Below are 24,336 nucleotides of genomic sequence, written 5' to 3' on the forward strand. Positions count from 1 at the left end.
TATTTTTATTCGATATTTTAATCGCATGGAGTACCAAGATGTTTCATCTCGATACCTATGGCACGCTAGTCGCGGCCTGTTTGGTTTTATTGTTAGGCCGTAAACTCGTACAAACTGTCCCTTTCCTGAAGAAATACACAATTCCTGAACCGGTCGCCGGTGGTTTGCTCGTGGCTTTTATGATGCTGCTGATGCAAAAGACCCTTGGCTGGGAAATCAGTTTTGATATGTCGCTGAAAGATCCCCTGATGCTGGCATTTTTCGCCACTATCGGCTTGAACGCCAATTTGGCGAGCCTACGTGCTGGCGGCAAGGCCCTGAGTATATTTGTCTTTGTGGTTGTTGGTTTGCTGTTGGTGCAGAACGCCATCGGTGTCGCCCTCGCGAAATTGATGGGGTTAGACCCATTGATGGGGTTATTGGCTGGTTCCATTACCCTATCGGGCGGCCATGGTACCGGTGCGGCATGGAGTAAAGTGTTCGTTGAGCGCTATGGTTTTGAAAATGCGACTGAAGTTGCCATGGCTTGTGCGACCTTCGGCTTAGTGCTCGGTGGGCTGATTGGGGGGCCGGTTGCCCGTTATCTGGTCAAGCACTCTTCTACACCAGATGGCACGCCAGAGGATAGCGAGGTGCCTTCCGCCTTCGAAAAACCTTCAGCTGGTCGCATGATTACCTCGCTGGTATTGGTCGAAACTATCGCCATGATTGCCATTTGTCTGATGGCGGGTCGCCTGATCTCTGGCTGGCTAGAGGGCTCGATGTTTGAGCTGCCCACTTTCGTCTGTGTGTTATTTGTCGGGGTGATTCTCAGTAACACCCTGTCGACGATAGGTTTCTATAAAGTCTTTGATCGCGCGGTATCGGTGCTGGGCAACGTCAGTTTGTCACTGTTTTTGGCCATGGCGTTGATGAGCCTAAAACTCTGGGAACTGGCCTCATTAGCTCTACCGATGCTGGTGATTTTGTCGGCGCAGGCATTGGCGATGGCGCTGTACGCTATCTTTGTCACATATCGGGTGATGGGGAAAAACTATGATGCGGCAGTATTGGCGGCAGGGCATTGTGGTTTTGGTTTAGGCGCGACACCGACCGCGATTGCCAATATGCAGGCCATTACTGACCGCTTTGGCCCATCTCATCTAGCCTTCTTGGTAGTGCCGATGGTTGGCGCGTTCTTTATTGATATTGTTAATGTGATTGTGATTAAGCTTTATCTGTTACTGCCGATCTTCCCTACGGCAATCGGGTAATGGTGCTTGGGGCTGCCTATAGTTTAATTATAGACTCGCCCTAACTTATTCAATGCCCAATAGGTTTCAAGATGCAGGAAGGCGGCAATCGAGAAAGTCCCGATGAGCTTACATAAGTAAGTGATTCGGGCGCGTGAGAGCAGCCAACACACCTGCGACTTGAACGATGATGTGGATTATGCGTTGGTATAGCGCGTCCGCTCTGGCAACCACCGCTCAATCAATGCCTGCGCATGTTCGGGATACTGCTGATGCAGATGGCGAGCGACTCGCTGCACTTCCGGAATCATTGCTTGATCGCGCAGCAAATCAGCCACTTTAAACTCAGCACTCCCCGTCTGCTTAGTACCCAATAACTCGCCGGGGCCACGGATTTCTAAGTCTCGCTGAGCAATAACAAAGCCATCATTACTGTCACGCAGCACTTGCAAACGCATCTGGGCGGTTTTGCTGAGCGGCGTTTTGTAGAGCAACACGCAGTGGGACGCAACAGCGCCACGGCCCACGCGGCCACGTAACTGGTGTAATTGCGCTAACCCCAAACGCTCTGGGTTGTCGATGATCATCAGGCTGGCGTTAGGAACATCTACCCCCACCTCAATAACCGTGGTCGCAACCAATAGCTGCAATTCACCCTGCTTAAATGCCAGCATAACAGCCTGTTTTTCTGGGCCTTTCATGCGCCCATGCACTAAGCCAACTTTTATCTCTGGCAAGGCAATTTTCAACTCTTCGCAGGTCACCTCAGCGGCTTGCGCTTCCAGCAGCTCAGACTCCTCAATCAGGGTACAGACCCAGTAAGCCTGGCGGCCCTCTTCCAGACAGGCATTTTTAACCCGCTGAATAACATCACTGCGGCGGGTATCTGGGATGGCGACCGTGGTGACCGGTGTCCTACCGGGAGGCAACTCATCAATCACCGAGGTGTCGAGATCCGCATAAGCGGTCATCGCCAAGGTGCGCGGAATGGGGGTCGCCGTCATAATGAGCTGGTGTGGGTGGAAGCCTTGCTCCTCGCCCTTTTCCCATAGTGCGAGGCGCTGATGAACGCCGAAACGATGCTGTTCATCAATAATAACCAGCGCTAATCCAGAAAATTTCACCTGCTCCTGAAACATCGCGTGAGTGCCGACAACCATTGAAACCTGACCACTGGCGACAGCTTCCTGCTGTGCCAATCGCGCTTTGCCTTTTTGCTTCCCAGCCAGCCAGCCCACTTCCAGGCCCAACGGCTCCAGCCATTGGCGGAAGGTATTTGCATGCTGCTCTGCCAGTAATTCTGTGGGGGCCATTAACGCAACCTGTTTACCGTGAGCAATGGCACGCAGTGCTGCCAGCGCAGCAACCAGTGTTTTGCCCGAGCCAACATCCCCTTGAATCAGTCGCATCATCGGGTAGTTGTGCGTCATATCTTGCTCAATTTCTGCTACCACCCGCTGTTGTGCGCGGGTTGGCGTGAACGGCAGCGCGGCCAGAAAACGTTGCTTAAGTTGCTCTTCCGCCAATAAAGGAAGTGCTCGATAACTTTGCGCCCCAGCCCTGACAGCCAACATGCTGAGATTATGGGCCAGTAGCTCTTCCATAATCAGCCGCCGCTGCGCGGGGTGTTTGCCCTTCTCTAAATCGGCTAGCTGAATATCCGCTGGTGGGCGATGCAGAGTATGAATGGCTTCCGGCAAGCTAATGAGCGAGCGGCTCAGTTCAATCGGTAATAATTCAGCAATAACACAGGTATCCAGCATCGCCAGCGCTTGATCGATAAGCTTGCGTAGCGTGGCCTGACGAATGCCTTCCGTGGTGGGATAAACGGGGGTTAGCGACTCCTGCAATTCAACGCCAATATTTTCGCCATGCACCCGATATTCAGGGTGAATGATCTCCGGGCCAGTATTTCCCCGCTTAGCTTCGCCATAGGCAATGACATGTTTGCCCGGTGACAGACTGTTTTTCATCGCGGCATTGAAGTTAAAAAAGCGCAGAGTAAGAACGCCGCTGCCGTCACTGATTTGGCAGGTCATCATGCGGCGGCGGCCAAAAGTGATGTCAGAACGCAGAACTTCACCTTCAACGGTCACCGAAAGACCCGGCAGTAGATCGCCAATGCGGTACAGCTGAGTGCGATCTTCATAACGCAGCGGGAGGTGAAGCAGCAGGTCTTGAATGGTTTCCAGACCCATTTTAGCCAGTTTCCCAGCCTGACTTGCGCCAACACCGGAAAGAGTACTGAGGGGTACGGCATCCAGTAGGCGGCCTTTCATCTAAGACTCCGTGGATTGCATGGCAGACCACCATTGCGGATCGGCAATAATCTGGCCCTGCTCATCGATATGGGGTTGAGGTAGCCCTTTTCGCTTGGCAACTTGCGCCAATACGGGGTAACCGCCCTCAAACAACAGCCGCTGTTGCTCAGCCGGTGGCAGAACACTCTGCGACCGCTGATACATGCCCGCATTTTGCCGCTGCCGTTGGGCTTCATATAAAATGAGTGCGGAAGCGACGGAAACATTGAGGGATTGCACCATGCCGATCATCGGAATAATGATGTCTTGATCCGCCAGCGCCAATGCCTCTTCAGAGATACCGGTTTTCTCCTGCCCCATCAAGATACAGGTGGGACGGGTATAATCGATTTCGCGAAAATCCACTGCTTTATCAGATAGGTGCGTCGCCAGTATTTGCATACCCTGCGATTTCAGATGGGCAATGGCATCGGTGATATGGGGGTGTGTTTTGACCTGTACCCAGCTATTGCTACCGGCAGCAGAAGAGAGCCGCGTATACATTTCGGTGGTGGGCCAAATGGCATGGACTTGATGGATACCGACGGCATCGGCGGTGCGAATGATAGCGGATACATTATGGGGTTTATGTACTTGCTCCAGACAGACCGTCAGATCCGGCTGTCTGGTCGCAAGCATTTCACAAATCCGCGCATAGCGTTGAGGATTCATAGGCGTTAATTACGGTTTCGGCTGACTTTAACCACATCCGGCATGATACGAATTTTACGCATAATGTTAGCCAGATGGACCCGGTCACGGGTAGTCAGGCGAATAAAGGCGCTGTATACCCGACCATCTTTCTCTTCGGTATTCAGGCTCTGAATATTAGATTCGGCTGCATTAATTGCCGCCGTGAGATTTGCCAGCGCACCTTGTTGGTTGAACATATCGACTTTAATTTCAGCGATAAACTCTTGTTCAGTCTCCTGATCCCACTCAACCGCCATAAACTTCTCAGGCTCTTTTTGGTAGCCACGGATGTTACGACAAGATTCGTGATGGATGACCAAACCTTTACCCGGGCTGATATGGGCAATAATCGGGTCGCCTGGAATCGGACGGCAGCATTTGGCAAAGGTGATCAATACACCATCAGCACCTTTGATGGCCAGATTGCGTGTTCCGGAAGTTGCCAGTGTAGATGGGTCACCCAACAGGTTTTTAGCCACCACCACACTCATCGCATTGCCAAGACCAATCTCTGCCAGCAAATCATCCAGCGTCGCCAGCTTCATGCGCTCCAGCTCATGCTTGATATTCTCTTCAGGAATATCAGCCAGCTTACGACCATTGCCCAATGCATGATTCAGTAACCGACGGCCAAGGCTCACCGATTCATCACGCTTCAGGTTTTTCAGTAACTGACGAATTTTGGCGCGCGCTTTTGAACTGACAACAAAATTCAGCCAAGCGGCATTTGGCCGTGCGCCCGGTGCGGTAATGATCTCAACGGTTTGACCACTGCTAAGGGGCTGAGAAAGTGGGTAGGGTTGGCGGTCAACACGGGCACCGACGCAGGCGTGACCGATATCGGTATGCACGGCATAGGCAAAGTCGACAGGTGTCGCACCGGCAGGTAGCTCAACAATGCGACCTTCCGGAGTGAAAACATAAATCTCATCAGGGAAGAGATCGGACTTCACGCTTTCAATAAATTCAAATGAGCTGCCCGCACTTTGCTGTAACTCCAGCAAGCTCTGCATCCAGCGCTGAGCGCGGATTTGTGCGGTGGTGCCGGATTCACCCTGCTCTTTATAAGCCCAGTGTGCAGCAACCCCCATTTCGGCCATCTGATCCATATCTTCAGTACGGATTTGCACCTCGACCGGCACCCCATGAGGACCGATTAATGAGGTATGTAGCGATTGATAGCCGTTAGCTTTAGGGATGGCGATATAGTCTTTTACTCGACCAGGGCGAGGTTTATACAGACTGTGAGCCTGACCCAGCACGCGGTAACAAGTATCAACTTCTTTGACGATAACCCGGAACGCATAGATGTCCATGATGGAGTGAAAGCGCTGCTCTTTCAGGTTCATCTTGCAATAGATGGAATAGAGGTGCTTTTCACGACCACTGACCCGACAAGGGATCCCCGCCTCAGTCAGACGCCCTTCAATCTCCGCCAAGATTTTCTGAATCATCTCTTTGCGGTTACCGCGCGCGGCTTTCACCACTTCTTTGATGACGCGGTAGCGATTGGGGTAGAGCGCTTCAAAACCCAGCTCTTCCAGCTCGGTTTTTAAATGGTGAATACCCAGCCGATGAGCAAGTGGGCTGTATATTTCAAGGGTTTCGCGGGCAATGCGGCGACGTTTATCTGGGCGTAATGAACCCAGCGTTCGCATATTATGTGTGCGGTCAGCTAGTTTGATCAAAATGACGCGGATATCCTGCACCATTGCCATGATCATTTTGCGGAAGTTTTCCGCCTGAGCCTCTTTCTTATCACGGAAGTTCAGTTTATCGAGTTTAGATACACCCTCGACCAGTTCGGCTACGCTCTTCCCAAACAACTGCTCCATATCTTGATATGTGGCAGGGGTGTCTTCAATGACGTCATGTAGTAACGCCGCCATTAAGGTTTCGTAATCGAGCCGCATCTCCGCGAGAATACAGGCCACAGCAACTGGGTGAGTGATATAAGGCTCACCGCTGGAGCGTGTCTGCCCCTCGTGAGCATCACGTGCAACAAGATATGCCTGTTTGAGGCGCTTAATCTGCTCCTCTGGCAGGTAACGTTGAATCAGCAGATTCAGGCTTTCAAACAGGTACAAGGCAGACTCGCAGTCTAATTAACGACGACCTTCAGCAATCGCGGTAACCGCTTGGATCTCTGCGGCTTCCTGCTCTTGCTGCTCTTGGCGTTCACGAACATCGAGAATCTGATTAGTAATCAGACCTTCTTCGATTTCGCGCAGCGCAATCACAGTAACTTTATCGTTCTCTTCTGGAACCAGTGCGTCTTTGCCGCCGGACTGGATTTGACGTGCCCGACGAGCAGCGACCAACACCAGGTCAAAACGGTTACCAATTTTCTCTACAGCGTCTTGAACAGTTACGCGTGCCATAATTCTGCTACTCCACAGGTGACGAAATGACTGGGCATGATACTGAAACTCTGTTCAGTCTGCCAATAATTTGCTGATTAAAGCGTCATGCCGCTGTTTCTGGCGGCCTAAACGCAGTCGTTCTGCGCGAATAATGGTTTTCAGATCCGATAATGCCAGATTGAAATCATCATTTACGATTAAATAATCATACTCTGCATAATGAGCCATCTCGGCGACAGCTTGCGCCATACGCTTTGCGATAACCTCTTCGCTATCTTGCCCACGGCCACGTAAGCGGCGATCCAACTCTTCTTTGGAGGGGGGCAAAATAAAAATACTGCGCGCGGTTGGCATTTTTGCGCGAATTTGCTGCGCGCCTTGCCAGTCGATATCTAAAAATACATCAACCCCGGTTGCGAGAACCTGCTCAATCGCCAAACGTGAAGTGCCGTAGTAGTTTTCAAAAACCTTGGCATGTTCAAGAAAAGCGTCGTCATCAATCATCTGGCAAAACTCTTCTTCAGAAACAAAGAAGTAATGCTCACCGTGATTCTCACCCGGACGTTTAGCACGCGTGGTATGAGAAATAGAAACCTGCGTGTCGTACAACGGTTGTGTTTTTAACAAAGCCTGAATCAGGCTTGATTTCCCTGCCCCACTGGGTGCGGAAACAATGTATAGCGTGCCTTGGACCATGATGACGTTTCAGTTGATTAGGTTGATATACCCTTCTTACTCGAAGTTGCAACGGTGTTAGCGGCTCTCGCTGCCTACCCGTAACTCCAATTACTTTGGGTGTATATAGAAAGCAGAAGTGTGAATCTCCGCACAGTATACACGGCTGTTACGCGTCATGCAGCGTTACAACACATTTCACCTGAATGTTTTGTCTATAAACAGCCCGGATTTCTGATTTTGCGGGGAAGATTGCGTAATTTCGACTTGTTGCAGCAAATAGAAAAGTATTGTTCGGTAGCCTGCGCATTTAACGTTTTTGGCCTTCGACGGATAAGACATTTCAGGGTTTACTGCCTTCCTCCAAGGAAAGGTGCCTATGAATATGTCGAATATACAAATACTAAGCTTGCTGATGATTGGATTTATAAGTTGGGGGGCCAGTGCGGTATCTGGCTGCTCAGAGTGGTCAGCAGAAAGAGTGTCGCTTGAGGCCAATTCTCTCCAAAAGCAGTTGGATAAATGGGATGCGGCATACCATCAACAGGGGGTTAGCCTACTTGCGGATGATATCTACGATCAATTACAGGCTAAATTACAGGGATGGCAGGCTTGCCGTGGTCAGCCCGACGATACGGAAAGCAAAAGAGTACCGGGTCACGGGAAGTTTTCTCATCCTGTTGCCCATACCGGATTAAAAAAACTGAAAGATGAAGCTGAGCTGACTAATTGGATGCAGCGGCGGGAAAAACTCTGGGTGCAACCCAAAGTCGATGGCGTTGCAGTGACACTGGTTTACCAGAACGGAAAGCTGACGCAACTTCTCAGCCGGGGAGATGGATTGAAGGGCCAGAACTGGAGCGACAAAGCTCCCTTTATTGCTGCCATTCCTCACTCGATTGCAGCAGCTCCCCCTTTACTAACACTGCAAGGGGAGTTGTTTCTACAGATGGAAGGGCATAACCAAGCCCAGTTTGGCGGTGTCAATGCTCGTTCTTCAGTCGCGGGTGCGCTGATGCGCAAATCGTCGTCCCCTTTACTGGCTCAACTTGGCATTTTTATTTGGGCGTGGCCCGACGGGCCGAACAGCATAATGGAAAAAAACACGCAATTGCAGGAAATGGGCTTCCCTTTGACCGCGGAATACAGCAAATCCGTCACTTCAGTCATGGATGTTGCTCAGTGGCGGGAGCACTGGCATCAAACCCCTCTGCCTTTTGTGACTGATGGTATTGTTATCCGACAAGAGGAAGAGCCGGCCGGACGCTATTGGCAGGCTGTTCCAGGGCCATGGTCGGTGGCGTGGAAATACCCGCCACAGCAGCAAATGACGGAAATAAAAGATATCCATTTTACGATTGGCCGCACCGGTAAAATCACCGTGGTTTTGCAGGTTTCACCGGTAAAAATTGATGATAAATGGATTCGGCGAGTGAATATTGGTTCTATTGCGCGTTGGCGACAATGGGATATCACCACCGGAGATCAAGTCACCATTACTCTGGCTGGGCAGGGTATTCCAAGGCTAGATAATGTCGTTTGGCGAGTCAGCCAGCGCCATGAGTTCACCCCGCCAAATGGAGATAAGTTTCATCAATTGAGTTGCTTTCGTCACTTGCCACGCGAGTGCGAGCCACAATTTTTATCTCGCTTGATATGGCTCAGTGGCCCAAAAGGGCTGGATATGCATAACATTAGCGGTGGGCTTTGGCGAGAGCTTATCCACCATGGGCTGGTCAAAGATTTGGTCGGGTGGTTATCACTGACAACAGACCAACTAGCGGATATTCCTGGGGTAAGTCGTGAGCGAGCAGAGAATATTTATCAACAGTTTCAACGCACAACGCAGAAGCCATTTTCTCAGTGGCTACAGGCATTGGGATTCCCCCAGTTGGCATCCAGTGATGCCCATTGGGACTCTTTGCAGCGAAAAAGCATCGACGAGTGGCGCTTAAGGTCGGGTATCGGGCCGATGCGGGCGAAACAGATTAATCATTTCTTACATCACCCAGAGGTGCAAGCGATGGCGGATTTCTTATCGAAACAACATATTGCGGGGTTCCGGCCCGAAGAGTAAAACTTCTGCGAGTCTGGCTCAGTGTTCTGAGTGATCATATTTGAAAACGGGCAGACCAAGGCGGAATCTTAATGCCAACAATCGAGCGCTTAGTCCAGTGATAAGGGTAATGATGATCACCCAGTTATGGGAGAGCGGTGTGTATTGCAGAGCAATGTAGATCCAAGCGGCAGCAAATGAGATACCGGCATAGATCTCTTTCTGAAACACCAATGGGATGCAGTTACAAAACATGTCGCGTAAGACACCGCCAAAGACGCCGGTAATCACTGCGGCAATGGCAGCAATAATCGTACTATGGCCCATGTCGAGGGCAATTTGTGCGCCAATAATGGAAAAAACAATCAGCCCAATAGCATCAAGCACAAGAAATAAGTGACGCAAGTGTTTCATTAAAGGCGCCATCCAGGTTGTCACAATCGCAGCAACGGCGACAATCACAATGTATTCAGGGTGCTTAACCCAACCAAGTGGATAATGACCCAGCAGCATATCTCTAACCGAACCACCGCCGATTGCCGTGGCAGACGCAATGATAATGACGCCAAACATATCCATTTGGCGACGGCCAGCAGCCAACGCCCCTGTCATGGCTTCGGCTGTAATACCAATAATATAAAGCACGCTAAGTAGCATAATGAGTCAAATTTCTTAAGGGCTGCAAAGGTCGCAGAGTAATCACTCAGGTTGGTTGTCGCGACTGAGATTTTCTAAGTCATGATTTTATGATTATTTAATCTAATCTTTTTTTTAACTATCTATCTAATACATATAGATAAAAAATCATGTATATAATCATTTATCATTAATATTTCTAGGGTAAATGTAGCGGTTTGGATTCGGCGCGGGAGCTGGCGAGCCTATTTCATGATCGCTCAGTCTGATTGCAGAGCTCCTTATCCGATGGTAGTTTTTATCTTTTATTTCAGTGAGATTTGTTCATGGATAAGCGGGTTAATCGGTTCCACTATCGGGCTGTATTGTTTACCGGCATGATTGCTGCTGGCGTATTACTGAGTGGTTGTATTGATCGCCCTGTCCATGCTGACATAGCAACAGAGAAAGTCTCACCTCCGGTCTGTATTAAAGGTGAGCCGATGGCACAAACGACACTCTATTTCGGCTTGAATCGCCCTCATGGCCCCGCTATTACTACGACGGAATGGCAGTCTTTTGTGGATAATGATGTGACCAGTCGCTTTAAAGAGGGGCTGACCGTCATTGATGCTAAAGGGCAATGGTTAGGAAATGATGGTCGTGTCGCCAAAGAGAGTAGCAAGGCGTTGGTGCTTATCCATAAAAATGATAAAGACGCTGATATTGAAGCTCTGCGCTCCCGCTATAAACAGCAGTTTGCGCAAGAGTCGGTAATGCGGGTTGATACTCGCGTGTGCGTCGATTTTTAGCAGTGAATTTCTAGCAGTGTAGCTCCGGCAGTGATGTTCTCGTGCGAATATTCGGCCTTTTATCTCTAATTGACGAGAGGTAAAAGGCCGAGAGCATCATCTATTATGTCCGGCTACAGAATAAGTCCAGCAACGGCAGCGGAAAGTAAGCTGACTAATGTTGAACCATATACCAGTTTTAACCCAAAGCGCGAGACCACATTCCCCTGTTTTTCGTTTAGCCCCTTAATAGCACCTGCCACTATCCCAATAGAGGCAAAGTTAGCAAAAGAGACTAAAAACACAGAAAGAATGCCTAAACCGCGCGGAGACATTTCAGCCGCAACCTTTTTCAGCTCAATCATGGCAACAAATTCATTAGCGACCAGTTTGGTTGCCATAATACTCCCAGCCTGCAAGGCATCTTGCGCAGGGATGCCAATCAGGAACGCCAGTGGATAAAATAGATATCCCAGTACACCTTGGAAGCTAATATGGAATAAGCTGCTAAATAAAGCATTAATAGCAGAAATGATAGCAATAAACCCGATTAACATTGCGGCTATAATCATCGCAATTTTAAATCCAGCCAGAATATACTCCCCCAACATTTCAAAAAAGCTTTGGTCTTCATGAAGCTTATTGAGCTTTAATTCGGGTTCATCAGTAGCTGGATAGGGGTTAATAATAGAAAGAACAATAAAAGTACTAAACATATTCAATATTAGCGCCGTTACCACAAATTTTGGTTCAAGCATGGTCATATAAGCACTTACAATTGACATGGATACTGTCGACATCGCTGTCGCCGCCATGGTGTACATTCTACGCGGCGATATATCAGCAATAATGCCTTTGTAGGCAATAAAATTCTCTGATTGCCCTAGAATCAATGTGCTTACGGCATTAAAAGATTCTAGTTTACCCATCCCATTAACTTTGGACAGTAAGGTACCGACTACCCGGATGATGAGTGGTAATATGCGAAAATGCTGCAAAATACCAATTAGCGCGGAAACGAAAATGATTGGGCAAAGAACATTCAAGAATATAAAAGCTAATCCTTGTTCATTCATGTTACCAAAAACAAAACTGGTGCCTACTGCGGCAAATTTCATCAATACTTCGAATAATCCAGCAAAATAGGTGATCGCGGCCAAGCCACTTTCTGAGTGTAAAAAGAAATACGCGAGTGCAATTTCTATAATCAGCAATTGAAAAATATAGCGTAGCCTGATGCTTTTACGGTCACGGCTAGCCAGTAATGCCAGTATTGCAATCGTAATCAACGCCAGAAGAAAGTGCAGAATTTGCAACATAAGAAATCCGTTAGGGATAAAATTCAGTCAGCATTTTATCTGCAATAACAGATTTTTTTCATCTGAAATTCAACTCTCTTAAAAATATATATTCTACGCATCGTATAGCGGTATCCAAAAAATTCCGGTTACTTAAATTTTTATTGCTTTTTCATCATTTATCCATTGAGTGACTCACTATTTATCTGCCAGCTTAAATTGCTGCGATTGCGGCATGTTTAGCGCTTCCTCAAGGAGGCTCAGGCTAAAAAAGTACTCTCTGTGTTCAACTAACTCATTGGATGGAATATGAATATGATTAATCTGCCTAGCTGCCGCCCTTTTACTGAAGCCGGTCATTTATCTCAAATATCGGCTTATTATGAAGAGGAGCGCAATATCATGTGGATGTTACTGCGTGCTCATCCGCGCCCTTGTTTTAACCTGGAATTAATTGAAAATATTATGACGTTAGTTCAGGCCGCTAAAGAGTCAAAATTACCTTTTGATTTTTGGGTAACCGGCTCAGTAGTACCCAATATGTTTAATGTGGGAGGTGATTTAAGCTTTTTTGCACAAATGATTCGCAGCCGTAAGCGTGAAGCGCTAATGGCCTATGCACGCGCTTGTGTCGATTGTGTTCATGCGGCATCTCGCGGGTTTGATACTGGTGCAATATCTATTGCGATGATTGAAGGCAGTGCGTTAGGTGGAGGATTTGAAGCCGCACTCGCCCATCATTTCGTGCTGGCACAAACAACTGCCAGAATGGGCTTTCCGGAGATTGCCTTTAATCTATTTCCTGGCATGGGGGGGTATTCACTTGTTGCGAGAAAAGCCGGAATGCGAGTGGCTGAAGAGCTGATTTGGACCGGTGAACCCCATGCTGCTGAATGGTATGAGAGCCGTGGGTTAGTGGATAAATTATTTCAACCGGGCGATGCATACCTCGCAACTCGCACCTTTATAGACACGATAAGACCTAAGCTAAATGGTATGAGAGCCATGATTAGGGTCCGGCAGCGTGTTTTGCAATTAACACGTTCTGAATTAATGGATATTACTGAGGATTGGGTTGATTCTGCATTCTCTATTGAGCCAAAAGATATCGCCTATATTGAACGTTTGGTGATGTTACAAGATCGCCATACCTCGACAATGCCAAAGGCAATATAGTTTTTGGCACCTAATCCAGTAAAAGGTGAGGGTGTTGTGTTACCAACCAATGCTCCAGTTCATCTGCGGGCATTGGTTTAGCGTAAAGGAATCCCTGCTTTTCATTAATACCAATAGAGTCCAGGAACTCCTCTTCCCCTGTCGTTTCCACCCCTTCGGCAATGACCCGCATTTTAAGGGCTTCGGCGACAACAATAATGGCTCGAACCAGAGATTGTGAGATAGGATTATTATCAATGCCGCGCACAAAGCTTTGGTCCAGCTTAATGGCATCAATAGGGATACGCGCCAATTGGGAAAGTGAAGAATAACCTGTACCAAAATCATCCAAATGAACTTGAGCCCCTAAGTGGCGCAACTGCTTCATAATGTTGATAGCGGCATCTTCGTCATCTATTAAGCAACTTTCGGTGAGTTCCACATCAACTAAGCTAGATTCCAGTTCGCTGGCTTCAAGAGACTCAATAAAACTGGTGACGATCGCCTCGTCAATTAATTGCCGAGCAGAGACATTTACCGCTACCCGCAGATTAATTCCTCGATTCTTCCAATCGACTGCCTGCTGCATTGATGTTTGCAGGACCCATTTACCTAGCGGCCCAATCAGCCCAGACTCTTCTGCATATGAGATAAACTCTAAAGGCGCGATTAAGCCGCGCTCAGGGGATAGCCATCGGACTAATGCTTCGACACTATGTACTTTACCGGTTTGTGTGGATATTTTTGGTTGATAAAAGACTTGTAACTGATGCTGCTCTAAGCCTTTACGCAGATTAGTATCTAGCCATACATACTCAGATACTTTTTTATTCATCTCTTGTGAAAAGATTGAGTAGGTCCGTTTGCCATGTTCTTTCGCGGTGTACATGGCCGTGTCCGCACTGCGGATAATATTTTCCAGTGTTTCGCCGTGCTCAGGGCATAATGCAATGCCAATAGAGCAGCCGGTATATACCTCGATCAATCCCACTCTAAAAGGCGACTTCATACGGTTGAGAATGCGCTGTGTGGTTGCCTCTAGTTCCTGCATGGTGGCATTTTCGACCAGCACAATAAACTCATCGCCGCCCAATCGGGCAAGCATTTCGTTATCCTCTAAACAACTTAAAATAGCCAGCGAGACATCTTTGAGTAATCGGTCGCCAAACATATGACCGTAATGGTCGTTCACTTTTTTAAAGTTATCAAGATCGAGGTAAATAATACCCACCGAGGTGTCACCACGAGTTTGGATCGCGCTATTAATCCGTTCATGAATCGCGTGGCGATTAGGCAGACCAGTAATCATGTCGGTATTAGCTAAAATCCTGAGGCGCTCTTGAGCTCGTCGCTCTTTGGTAATATCAGTTCCAGAACAGATGAGATAACGTTCATTTTTGCCACTGCCACTGTGAACAAACTTATTGCGGAATAAGAAGAGGCGTTTCCCTTTTACCGTATTAATCCAACGTTCAACTTCATAAGATGCGCCGCGTTGGAAGAAGCCTTCAATATTCTTACGTGAGGATGCACCCTCTTTGGCAGTCATAAATAAGTCATAGACATTTTTGCCAATGACATCTTGTTCTTTTTTGCCGGTATATTCTTCGCTGAGGTGATTAAAGCGTTGGACGTAGCCATCTTTATCGAGAATAACGATAACTGAATTCGCTTCGGAAACGACTTGTTCTGCAAAAGAAAGTCCCATCACTAAATCGCGAGCGACAGATTCGGTATCAGCATAGGCGGAGGCTGTTCCTCCCCACTCTTTGTCATTAATTTTGCGACCGACAAGGTGTAAATGGAGTGGATGACCATAAATTTCAATTTCTACATCTAAACTGGCAGTAATACCGGTTAAGCCCCGGATTTTCATTGTTTGAACTGAATTAAGGGGAATCGCAATATTGGTTGTCCCTTTAATCGCAGACAACTCTAATGCTTGGCTGTCAAAAGCGAGTCGCCAAAAAGGACTATGGGTACCAAAATAGGTATTGAGGATCGATGTGTCTTGGTCTTCGAACATGCGCGATCCCCCAAAAAGTATCTATGTGTCTTTTAGTTACCTTCGCCAGTAGTTAAAACAGTCCTTTCCCTGGCTTGCTCTATCATTATGGTTATCTTGGCCTCTATAGCATGACGCTCTCGTGACCATCCAACTGATAAAGTATATGTGTAATTTCTTCATAGCTGAGATTAGATAGTAGCGATAATCATATTAAATGTTCTTTCTACTCTCAGATTTTGACACAAGACGAAAGTTAAGCATGAAAAAAATAATAAAACACGATATTTTTTATATTGTTATGCTCATTTAAGTAAATTCCTAAAATTGATGAAATATAGAAGGTAGCCGTGTGCTTAAGTGAACCGGTAGAGAGAAGTAAGATTTTAGCGGGTTAGTACCACCAAAGCATGAAGTGGTATGTAATCAGCGTATTTCATTTTAAAAGAAGTGAAGCTGCTCAGGGTCAATCACATTTTCTTTACGTGGTATCATTCTCGACTATATACAGGACATTTTTTGCTGAAGTATAAATTACTGAAAAATATTACGACGGGTTCTATTTATTCAAAATTGACTAAGACGAAAAGACCATCGTATGACTCTGCTGCTTATTAGACCCCCGCGTCAGCATAAAAAGCTCAACATGGATGTGACGCAGGGGTATTGAAAATTATCATGCTAAGATAATGAGTTAGCGCACAATTCGAGCTAATAAAAAATGGTGATTTTAGAGTAGTACTGATAATAAAACCATGTTCTTAAAAACAGTATTGACATCTCATATAGAACAAGTAGATTGGAATTCAACACCGGTGCAATTAGTAGCAAACATTTTATTTAGCCGGTGTCCATGTAGCAAGATTTAAATAATGCGATAAAGGTCACGAAATATTTTTTTATGTGAGATTCACAACGGTTTTTTTATAATTAACTCTTGTGATGATGTTTTAAGGCCACGCAGTAAATTTGTACAATCGCATTTTGTGGACGATAACGCGATGAGTTAAGGCTTTGTTGTTAATAGTAATGTTCGCGATTTGTGTACATAGGTATGAGATCGAGGATATCGCGACGAAAGTAAAGCCACGTAACAAAGAGTATATATCGCGAGGGGATGTACTAATTTAGCTTGTCTTATCATGAACATAGCTAAAATGAACTAAACGGGAATTGTTACCATTCAGTTAATATATTGGAGGGAAGTGAGTAATAAGCGAAAATATTCCTGTAGAAACATGTACATCGTTATAAACAGTACGAAGATAAGTATCACGTTATTAAGTTGATTAATGTTTAATTTTAAATTTGTAGTACCTTAAAAGCCCTGACTAACGCAGTTGGGGCTTTTATCATTCTGGTAACGGCTATTAGAGAAAACCTTTACCTATTACCACATCCAACGACCCGCTTTAGATGTATGAATACATCTGTCATCTATAGATCTATAAATCATCCCTGTCCCTGTATGCAGCCCCCGCCATTTATTATTTCGGCATGATTTTTCGTGTGTATCGCTGATCGGATTTTTATCTCTGACTTATTTTGCGCGAAATAGGTCTGTTTTTTGATTCCAACTGAGGGGAGAGATAATGAATCGGGTAATGGCGAGCACTCAAATCAGCTGCGAGGTATCGCGCATTTAGGATGTCGTAATGTAAAATATGTGTGAACCATATGTGACTTCGTGCGCAAAAACACACCAATTTTATGCTGATTTTATAGAGAAAAACACGTCAAAAATCCTTTTCTTCTACCTTAGTCAAAAATGGAATTAAAGCTAACAGATTAATTTTTAAGGTTATTAACGTAATTATTTTTTATGGGTTTGATGGCGTATTGCAGTTTCTCCTGAACTTGATTGTACTTGTCTATACGAGTATATGTTAATAAATGCTTAACAGAAGTAATGTCGTCGATACCTGAAAAACTGGTTGAAGGAAATTGCCGTGACTGCCCAAAACAGATTCCGTGATAATGAGATTCGAGCCGCACGTGGTACAAAACTTACTGCCAAAAGTTGGCTGACCGAAGCCCCGCTGCGCATGTTAATGAACAACCTTGATCCTGAAGTGGCTGAGAATCCAAAAGAATTAGTGGTTTACGGCGGTATTGGCCGCGCAGCTCGTAATTGGGAATGCTATGACCAAATTGTAGAAAGCCTGACGCAGCTAAATGATGATGAGACTTTACTTATTCAGTCTGGTAAGCCCGTCGGTGTCTTCAAAACCCACAGTAATGCACCTAGGGTATTGATTGCCAACTCAAATCTGGTTCCTCATTGGGCTAATTGGGAGCATTTTAATGAACTGGACGCCAAAGGGTTGGCCATGTACGGCCAAATGACGGCGGGCAGTTGGATCTATATCGGTAGCCAAGGCATTGTGCAGGGCACCTATGAAACCTTCGTTGAGGCGGGACGACAGCATTTTGGCGGTAGCCTGAAAGGGCGCTGGGTATTAACCGCAGGGCTAGGTGGCATGGGCGGCGCACAACCGCTGGCGGCAACTTTAGCCGGTGCTTGTTCCCTGAATATTGAGTGTCAGCAGAGCCGCATCGATTTTCGTCTGAAAACCCGTTATGTAGATGAACAAGCTACAGATTTGGATGATGCGTTAGCGCGAATCAAGAAATACACCGCTGCGGGTGAGGCAGTTTCTATTGCCTTGTGCGGTAATGCGGCTGAGATTTTACCTGAATTGGTGCGCCGTGGTGTTCGCCCGGATATGGTGACCGATCAAACCAGTGCGCATGATCCGTTGAATGGTTATCTGCCGAGAGGCTGGAGCTGGGAAGAGTATCGCCAACGCGCTCAAAGTGAGCCAGTGCTGGTGGTGAATGCCGCTAAGGCTTCGATGGCCGAACATGTTGAAGCGATGCTGGCCTTCCACAATATGGGCATCCCAACGTTTGATTACGGTAATAATATTCGTCAGATGGCGCAAGACATGGGAGTGACTCACGCCTTTGATTTTCCTGGCTTTGTCCCCGCCTATATTCGGCCGTTATTCTGCCGTGGTATTGGCCCATTCCGCTGGGTCGCGCTCTCGGGTAACGCCGACGATATTTATAAAACAGATGCTAAGGTCAAAGAACTCATCCCTGATGATGAACATTTGCATCATTGGTTGGATATGGCTCGTGAGCGTATCAGCTTCCAAGGGCTACCGGCGCGTATTTGCTGGGTCGGTCTAGGTCAGCGCGCTAAATTAGGCTTAGCCTTTAACGAAATGGTACGCAGCGGCGAACTGTCGGCCCCGATTGTGATCGGTCGCGACCATCTTGATTCCGGATCGGTCTCCAGCCCCAATCGTGAAACTGAAGCCATGCAAGACGGTTCTGATGCCGTCTCTGACTGGCCGCTACTCAATGCATTGCTGAATACCGCCAGCGGCGCGACTTGGGTCTCGCTGCATCATGGGGGCGGTGTTGGGATGGGCTTCTCTCAGCATTCTGGCATGGTGGTGGTGTGTGATGGCAGCGATGAAGCTGCCGAACGTATCGCCCGGGTATTACATAATGATCCCGCGACTGGTGTGATGCGTCATGCCGATGCGGGTTATGACATCGCCATTCAATGTGCACAAGAGCAGGGGTTGAATCTGCCAATGGTTGCCGCAACCCAGAGGAAACCTTCATGAAAACAAACAGTAAAACAAGCATGGAAACATTGACACTGCACCCAGGCCAGATGACATTGGCTGATTTGCGGCATATTTACCAGCATCCGGTACATATCATGCTGGATGATAGTGCTTACACCCCCATTCAACAAAGTGTGGATTGTGTGCAAGCCATATTGGCAGAGAAACGCACCGCTTACGGCATCAATACCGGGTTCGGCCTATTGGCATCCACCCGTATTGCCACGGAGGATTTAGAAAATCTACAGCGCTCGATTGTTCTTTCCCACGCTGCGGGTGTTGGCGAACCCAATGACGATGCAATTGTGCGTCTGATTATGGTGTTGAAAATCAACAGCCTGGCTCGTGGCTTCTCGGGCATTCGACTGGAGGTTATTCAGGCACTGATAGCCTTGGTGAATGCCGAAGTTTACCCTCATATTCCGCTAAAAGGCTCTGTAGGTGCTTCTGGCGATCTGGCGCCCTTGGCCCATATGAGCTTGCTGTTGCTCGGTGAAGGCAAGGCCCGTTATCAAGGGGAGTGGCTGGATGCACGCACTGCGCTGACCAAAGCCGGTTTGCAGCCACTCACGCTGGCAGCAAAAGAGGGGCTGGCGCTCCTTAATGGTACTCAGGTCTCTACCGCTTATGCACTGCGCGGCCTATTTGAGGCGGAAGACCTTTATGCTGCGGCTTCTGTCTTTGGCAGCTTGACGGTTGAAGCGGCATTAGGCTCTCGCAACCCATTTGATGCCCGTATCCATGCGGCACGAGGCCAACGCGGGCAGATTGATGCTGCCAGTACTTACCGTCATCTGTTAGGTGACCGTAGCGAAGTGTCCGAGTCTCATCGTAATTGCGATAAAGTACAAGATCCGTACTCTCTACGTTGTCAGCCGCAGGTGATGGGGGCTTGTCTCACTCAAATGCGTCAGGCCGCTGAAGTGTTAGCTATCGAATCTAATGCGGTATCAGATAACCCACTGGTCTTTGCTGAGCAAGGCGATGTGTTATCTGGTGGTAACTTCCATGCTGAACCGGTGGCGATGGCGGCAGATAATCTGGCGTTGGCACTGGCAGAAATCGGTTCATTATCAGAGCGCCGTATTTCGCTACTCATGGATAAACATATGTCGCAGTTGCCGCCATTCTTGGTGGAGAACGGCGGCGTAAACTCTGGCTTTATGATTGCGCAGGTGACTGCTGCGGCTCTAACCAGTGAGAATAAAGGGCTGGCATTCCCTTCCAGCGTCGACAGTATTCCCACCTCGGCGAATCAGGAGGATCATGTCTCTATGGCTCCCCGCGCAGGTAAACGCTTGTGGGAAATGGCTGAAAACGTACGCGGTATTTTGGCCGTGGAGTGGCTGGCCTCGTGTCAGGGACTTGATTTGCGTAAAGGCTTGAAAACGTCAGATGCATTGGAGCCAGCCCGCCAGCTATTGCGCCAGCATGTGGCCTACTACGAAAAAGACCGTTTCTTTGCCCCCGATATTGAAGCTGCAAGCCAGCTCATTGCACAGCGACATATGAATGAGTTGATGCCACCGCATCTTCTACCCAGCCTCTAATAAATAAAAAGCAGTCATTATTTTTGCCTATAGGTGATCCTGATTAACGGGATCACCCTCTCTGAACCCCTGCCTGAAAGGGCACAAATCTTGCGAGAATGTACCATGAAGAATGATTCATCCACGCTGAAACGCGGCCTCAGTGCGCGACATATCCGGTTTATGGCGTTAGGTTCCGCCATAGGTACTGGCTTATTTTATGGTTCTGCCGAGGCAATTCGCCTGGCGGGGCCAGCAGTTTTACTCGCTTACCTGATTGGTGGTGCGGCTGTGTTTATGGTGATGCGCGCACTGGGTGAGATGGCGGTGCATGATCCGGTTGCCGGTTCGTTTGGGCACTATGCCAGCCGCTATCTTGGGCCACTGGCGGGCTTTCTGACCGGCTGGACCTATACCTTTGAGATGATTATCGTGGCGCTGGCTGATGTCACTGCATTCGGCATCTATATGGGGCTGTGGTTCCCAGATGCTCCGCAGTGGGTTTGGGTGCTGAGTATTATTTTCTTTATTGGTGCGCTAAATCTCTGCTCAGTCAAAGTTTTTGGCGAGATGGAGTTCTGGTTATCCTTGCTAAAAGTAACGGCGATTATTGCCATGATTGCCGCTGGTTTGGGCATTATGATGTTTGGTTTTGGTGCAGGTCATGAGAGCACTGGCGTCAGTAACTTATGGTCCCACCAAGGGTTTATGCCAAATGGTATCACGGGGGTGATTGCCTCATTTGCGGTAGTGATGTTTGCATTTGGTGGCATCGAAATTATTGGGGTGACGGCCAGTGAGGCGAAAAATCCGGAAAAAGTATTACCCCGTGCCATTAATACCGTGCCAGTGCGTATTCTGCTGTTCTATGTTTTGACACTATTTGTTCTGATGGCGATCTATCCGTGGAATAGCATTGGGCAAAATGGCAGCCCATTTGTCGAGATTTTCAGCAGCTTAGGTATCAGCTCTGCCGCTAATATTCTCAATCTGGTGGTGATCACTGCCGCTATTTCGGCGATTAACAGTGATATCTACGGCGCTGGCCGCATGATGTATGGTATGGCGCAGGAAGGGCTGGCACCTAAATGCTTTAGCCGCCTGACACGAAATGGCGTGCCTTGGATGACGATTTTGGTGATGGCAATTGCGCTGTTATGTGGCGTGGTCCTGAACTATCTGATCCCGAAAAATGTGTTCCTGATTATCGCCTCGATTGCGACCTTCGCCACGGTTTGGGTGTGGTTGATGATTCTGATATCGCAAGTGGCGATGCGCCGTTCAATGAGCAAAGAAAATGTCGCCAAGCTGGCCTTCCCTGTGCCGTTTTGGCCATTGGCACCGATTCTGACCATTATCTTTATGGCATTCATCATAGCGATTCTGGGATATTTCCCTGACACCCGCATTGCCCTGTATGTTGGCTTGGCGTGGGTTGCCTTAATGACTCTTGCTTGGTGGATTTGGTTACGTAAGTCACCCGTGCGACCCCTTCATACACAGGTAGAAAGCCCTGAAGCATAATGGGATTAGGATAATGATTGGCCGCTGGTAGAGAATTCAGCGGCTAAATTTATGTTGTTACGAATGAGCCGCTAGCCTTGCACAAATTAACTCCCACGTTAGGCCTAATATCAAAAAACTAATGGCAACCTTGGTCATTAATTGATAGTTCAGCATGATTATCTCGATATTGCATCGACACAAGATTAAATCAGATATTTTTAATTCCACGGGCATATTTAATGCCACTATGACATTCAAGAGATATCGGATAATTAAGCTGTTTGCTGAGATTCATTTGACAGCAATAACTGGATGCTGATTTATTTATATCGCACGCTACACCAAGAGAATATTTTGCGTTTAACGTAGCGGCGTGGCCAGATGGTGATAAACTGACCTCAATTGTGAAAAATTATAGACCTACGGAGTAACGGCCCATGCTTGGCATAGCCATTAAGCGGTGGATTAAACGGATTATACTGGTCTTGGTGGTAATGTCCGTTACCATACTGGCAATACGTATTTACGACACACAACGTGGTCCGAAGCTTGAGCTTTGGCACACTTTCGTTCCCCATGAAATGCGCGCGGCTGAGATTGATAAAGCCAGTTGGGCGGATTACATCAAAGCTGAAAATAACATTTTCGATGAAGTTCGGATAAATGTTACTGAAAAATTGGAACCAAGAACTCAGGTTCCACTAAACCGTTATTATTCGGGTAGTTCGATCTATCCACCGCATTTTAAAAATGACTGGAATCGTTCTTATATTCTGCAACCTGATGGGAAGCCTAAAGGTGCTGTCGTATTACTGCATGGTTTGACCGATACCCCTTATAGTTTGCGCCATATCGCTGAAAATTATCGTCAGCGTGGTTATGTTGCCATTGGTGTTCGCTTGCCAGCCCATGGATCTGTCCCCGCAGCGCTGACAGATGTTGAATGGCAGGATTGGTTAGCAGCAACGCGTCTGGCAGTACGTGAGGCCAAAACGCTTAGCGGCCCCGATTTACCCTTGCATGTCGTTGGTTTCTCCAATGGCGGTGCGCTGGCAATGAAATACACGCTGGACTCGATGGATGACCCGACACTGGCGAAACCTGCGCGGGTGATATTGATCTCTCCGATGATTGGCGTGACGAGCTTTGCGCGTTTTGCCGGTGTTGCTGGTTGGCCTGCTATCTTCCCCGCCTTTGCCAAAGCAGCCTGGTTGGGGATCGTGCCTGAGTTTAATCCTTTCAAATATAACTCGTTCCCGGTCAATGCTGCGCGTCAGTCCTATTTGCTCACTTCTGTGTTACAGCAGCAAATTGCACGTGATGCCAGAAACAATAAAATGGATGAGCTGCCGCCAATTCTGACTTTCCAGTCATTAATGGACTCAACGGTCAGCACTCGTGCGGTTGTTACCGCGCTCTACAATCACTTGCCGAAAAATGGCAGTGAAGTGGTGCTGTTTGATTTGAACCGCGCAGCCAGCTTCGGTCCATTACTGAGAACATCTTCTTATACCGCACTGGCTCGTTTGTTGCCGCCGCCACCGCGTAATTACAATACCACGGTGATTACCAATGTTTCACCGCAGAGTAATGAAACAGTGGCGATAACCACACTGGCAGGACAAACCAACGAGACTTCAGTGCCAACGGGCTTGATCTATCCACCGGATATCTTCTCGTTGTCTCACGTCGCATTGCCATTCCCGATGAGTGATTCGCTGTATGGTCGCTACCCCGATCCCCGTGACCAATACGGTATCAGTTTGGGGACCTTTGCCGCGCGTGGTGAACGTGCTGTGCTGGTGGTCGGCTTGGATTCATTGATGCGTATTTCATCCAACCCGTTCTACCCGTATATGTTGCAGCGGATAGATGACAAGATAGATACTCCCGCTCAGTAAGATTGCTTTTGAAGCCCCCAAAGTTGGGGGCTTTTTCATAATGAGTGCCATACTTTCAAGTTGTACTTAGTCTTCATATTTATTGACCCTGAAAGGAAAGCACTATGTCTATCGAAAAAGTTGTATACCGCGCCAAAGCAAAAGCCACCGGTGGTCGTGACGGACGGGCAACATCCTCTGATGGCGTATTGGATGTGAAATTAGGTGTGCCTAAAGAGATGGGTGGTGCGGGTGGTGCGGTGACTAACCCTGAGCAACTGTTTGCTGCGGGTTACTCTGCCTGCTTCCTCGGCGCACTGAAATTCGTTGCATCAAAAGAGAAGGTGAAAATCCCTGATGATGCCAGCATTGAAGGCACTGTCGGCATTGGTGCCATTCCGACCGGCTTCGGCATTGAAGTTCAACTGGATATCAGTTTGCCGGGTATTGAGCACAGTGTTGCCGAAGATTTAGTGAAAAAAGCGCATGTTGTCTGCCCATACTCCAATGCAACTCGTGGCAATATTGATGTCACGTTAAATATTAAATAAGCCAAGACCCTTCACAGAAGCCCATAGGAATTCTCTTATGGGC

Annotated in this window: 17 protein-coding genes; 9 read left to right on the forward strand and 8 right to left on the reverse strand. The window is 47.6% G+C overall.

What is annotated here, in order from left to right; translation table 11 throughout:
• Window positions 1-38: 38 nt before the first annotated feature.
• On the forward strand, window positions 39-1,253 hold the full coding sequence (gltS, locus tag ACZ76_RS09285; RefSeq protein WP_048618700.1) for a sodium/glutamate symporter: 1,215 nt from the start codon (window positions 39-41) through the stop codon (window positions 1,251-1,253).
• Window positions 1,254-1,429: 176 nt separating this feature from the next.
• Here gltS and recG read toward each other — a convergent pair whose 3' ends face one another.
• From recG to gmk, 5 genes are read right to left on the reverse strand one after another with little or no spacing between them, the layout of a single operon-like run.
• On the reverse strand, window positions 1,430-3,511 hold the full coding sequence (recG, locus tag ACZ76_RS09290; protein WP_048618701.1) for an ATP-dependent DNA helicase RecG: 2,082 nt from the start codon (window positions 3,509-3,511) through the stop codon (window positions 1,430-1,432).
• On the reverse strand, window positions 3,512-4,204 hold the full coding sequence (gene trmH / locus ACZ76_RS09295; protein ID WP_048618702.1) for a tRNA (guanosine(18)-2'-O)-methyltransferase TrmH: 693 nt from the start codon (window positions 4,202-4,204) through the stop codon (window positions 3,512-3,514).
• 5 nt (window positions 4,205-4,209) lie between these two features.
• Window positions 4,210-6,312 (reverse strand): bifunctional GTP diphosphokinase/guanosine-3',5'-bis pyrophosphate 3'-pyrophosphohydrolase, encoded by a 2,103-nt coding sequence (gene spoT / locus ACZ76_RS09300; RefSeq protein WP_048618703.1) that lies wholly within the window; start codon window positions 6,310-6,312, stop codon window positions 4,210-4,212.
• 18 nt (window positions 6,313-6,330) lie between these two features.
• Window positions 6,331-6,606, reverse strand: a complete 276-nt coding sequence (gene rpoZ, locus ACZ76_RS09305; RefSeq protein ID WP_004392061.1) for a DNA-directed RNA polymerase subunit omega — start codon at window positions 6,604-6,606, stop codon at window positions 6,331-6,333.
• A 54-nt stretch (window positions 6,607-6,660) separates the two neighbouring features.
• Window positions 6,661-7,284 carry a guanylate kinase gene (gmk, locus tag ACZ76_RS09310; RefSeq protein WP_048618704.1) on the reverse strand — a complete coding sequence of 208 codons (624 nt, stop codon included), beginning with the start codon at window positions 7,282-7,284 and terminating at the stop codon, window positions 6,661-6,663.
• Between the two features lie 358 nt (window positions 7,285-7,642).
• On the opposite strand from gmk, the gene ligB reads away from it, so the two are divergent.
• Window positions 7,643-9,340: an NAD-dependent DNA ligase LigB gene (ligB, locus tag ACZ76_RS09315; RefSeq protein ID WP_048618705.1), complete on the forward strand. Its 1,698-nt coding sequence runs from the start codon at window positions 7,643-7,645 to the stop codon at window positions 9,338-9,340.
• Between the two features lie 18 nt (window positions 9,341-9,358).
• On the opposite strand, the gene ACZ76_RS09320 is transcribed toward ligB, so the two are convergent.
• Window positions 9,359-9,976 carry a trimeric intracellular cation channel family protein gene (locus ACZ76_RS09320; protein ID WP_048618706.1) on the reverse strand — a complete coding sequence of 206 codons (618 nt, stop codon included), beginning with the start codon at window positions 9,974-9,976 and terminating at the stop codon, window positions 9,359-9,361.
• A 305-nt stretch (window positions 9,977-10,281) separates the two neighbouring features.
• Between ACZ76_RS09320 and ACZ76_RS09325 the strand changes: the two genes are divergently transcribed.
• Window positions 10,282-10,746: a DUF3574 domain-containing protein gene (locus ACZ76_RS09325; RefSeq protein WP_048618707.1), complete on the forward strand. Its 465-nt coding sequence runs from the start codon at window positions 10,282-10,284 to the stop codon at window positions 10,744-10,746.
• 113 nt (window positions 10,747-10,859) lie between these two features.
• On the opposite strand, the gene ACZ76_RS09330 is transcribed toward ACZ76_RS09325, so the two are convergent.
• Entirely contained in the window at window positions 10,860-12,044 is a 1,185-nt protein-coding gene (locus tag ACZ76_RS09330) for a NupC/NupG family nucleoside CNT transporter (protein WP_048618708.1), read from the reverse strand.
• Window positions 12,045-12,332: 288 nt separating this feature from the next.
• Between ACZ76_RS09330 and ACZ76_RS09335 the strand changes: the two genes are divergently transcribed.
• A complete protein-coding gene (locus ACZ76_RS09335; RefSeq protein ID WP_048618709.1) occupies window positions 12,333-13,199 on the forward strand; it encodes a crotonase/enoyl-CoA hydratase family protein in 867 nt (288 codons plus the stop codon).
• A 10-nt stretch (window positions 13,200-13,209) separates the two neighbouring features.
• Here the strand turns inward: ACZ76_RS09335 and pdeR are convergent, their stop codons facing one another.
• On the reverse strand, window positions 13,210-15,204 hold the full coding sequence (gene pdeR / locus ACZ76_RS09340) for a cyclic di-GMP phosphodiesterase (protein ID WP_048618710.1): 1,995 nt from the start codon (window positions 15,202-15,204) through the stop codon (window positions 13,210-13,212).
• Between the two features lie 1,928 nt (window positions 15,205-17,132).
• On the opposite strand from pdeR, the gene hutU reads away from it, so the two are divergent.
• The 5 genes from hutU to ACZ76_RS09365 all read left to right on the forward strand — a co-directional run bounded on the left by hutU (window position 17,133) and on the right by ACZ76_RS09365 (window position 24,293).
• The gene (hutU, locus tag ACZ76_RS09345) at window positions 17,133-18,824 is read left to right on the forward strand and encodes a urocanate hydratase (RefSeq protein ID WP_048618711.1); all 1,692 of its coding nucleotides are present in this window, start codon (window positions 17,133-17,135) and stop codon (window positions 18,822-18,824) included.
• Window positions 18,825-18,844: 20 nt separating this feature from the next.
• Window positions 18,845-20,377, forward strand: a complete 1,533-nt coding sequence (gene hutH, locus ACZ76_RS09350; protein WP_048620248.1) for a histidine ammonia-lyase — start codon at window positions 18,845-18,847, stop codon at window positions 20,375-20,377.
• A 105-nt stretch (window positions 20,378-20,482) separates the two neighbouring features.
• On the forward strand, window positions 20,483-21,880 hold the full coding sequence (locus tag ACZ76_RS09355; RefSeq protein ID WP_048618712.1) for an amino acid permease: 1,398 nt from the start codon (window positions 20,483-20,485) through the stop codon (window positions 21,878-21,880).
• A gap of 419 nt (window positions 21,881-22,299) precedes the next feature.
• Window positions 22,300-23,763 carry an alpha/beta hydrolase gene (locus ACZ76_RS09360; RefSeq protein WP_048618713.1) on the forward strand — a complete coding sequence of 488 codons (1,464 nt, stop codon included), beginning with the start codon at window positions 22,300-22,302 and terminating at the stop codon, window positions 23,761-23,763.
• A 104-nt stretch (window positions 23,764-23,867) separates the two neighbouring features.
• Window positions 23,868-24,293 carry an organic hydroperoxide resistance protein gene (locus tag ACZ76_RS09365; RefSeq protein ID WP_048618714.1) on the forward strand — a complete coding sequence of 142 codons (426 nt, stop codon included), beginning with the start codon at window positions 23,868-23,870 and terminating at the stop codon, window positions 24,291-24,293.
• Window positions 24,294-24,336: the final 43 nt, after the last annotated feature.

Source organism: Yersinia aleksiciae (assembly GCF_001047675.1).
GTDB classification, from domain to species: Bacteria; Pseudomonadota; Gammaproteobacteria; order Enterobacterales; family Enterobacteriaceae; genus Yersinia; species Yersinia aleksiciae.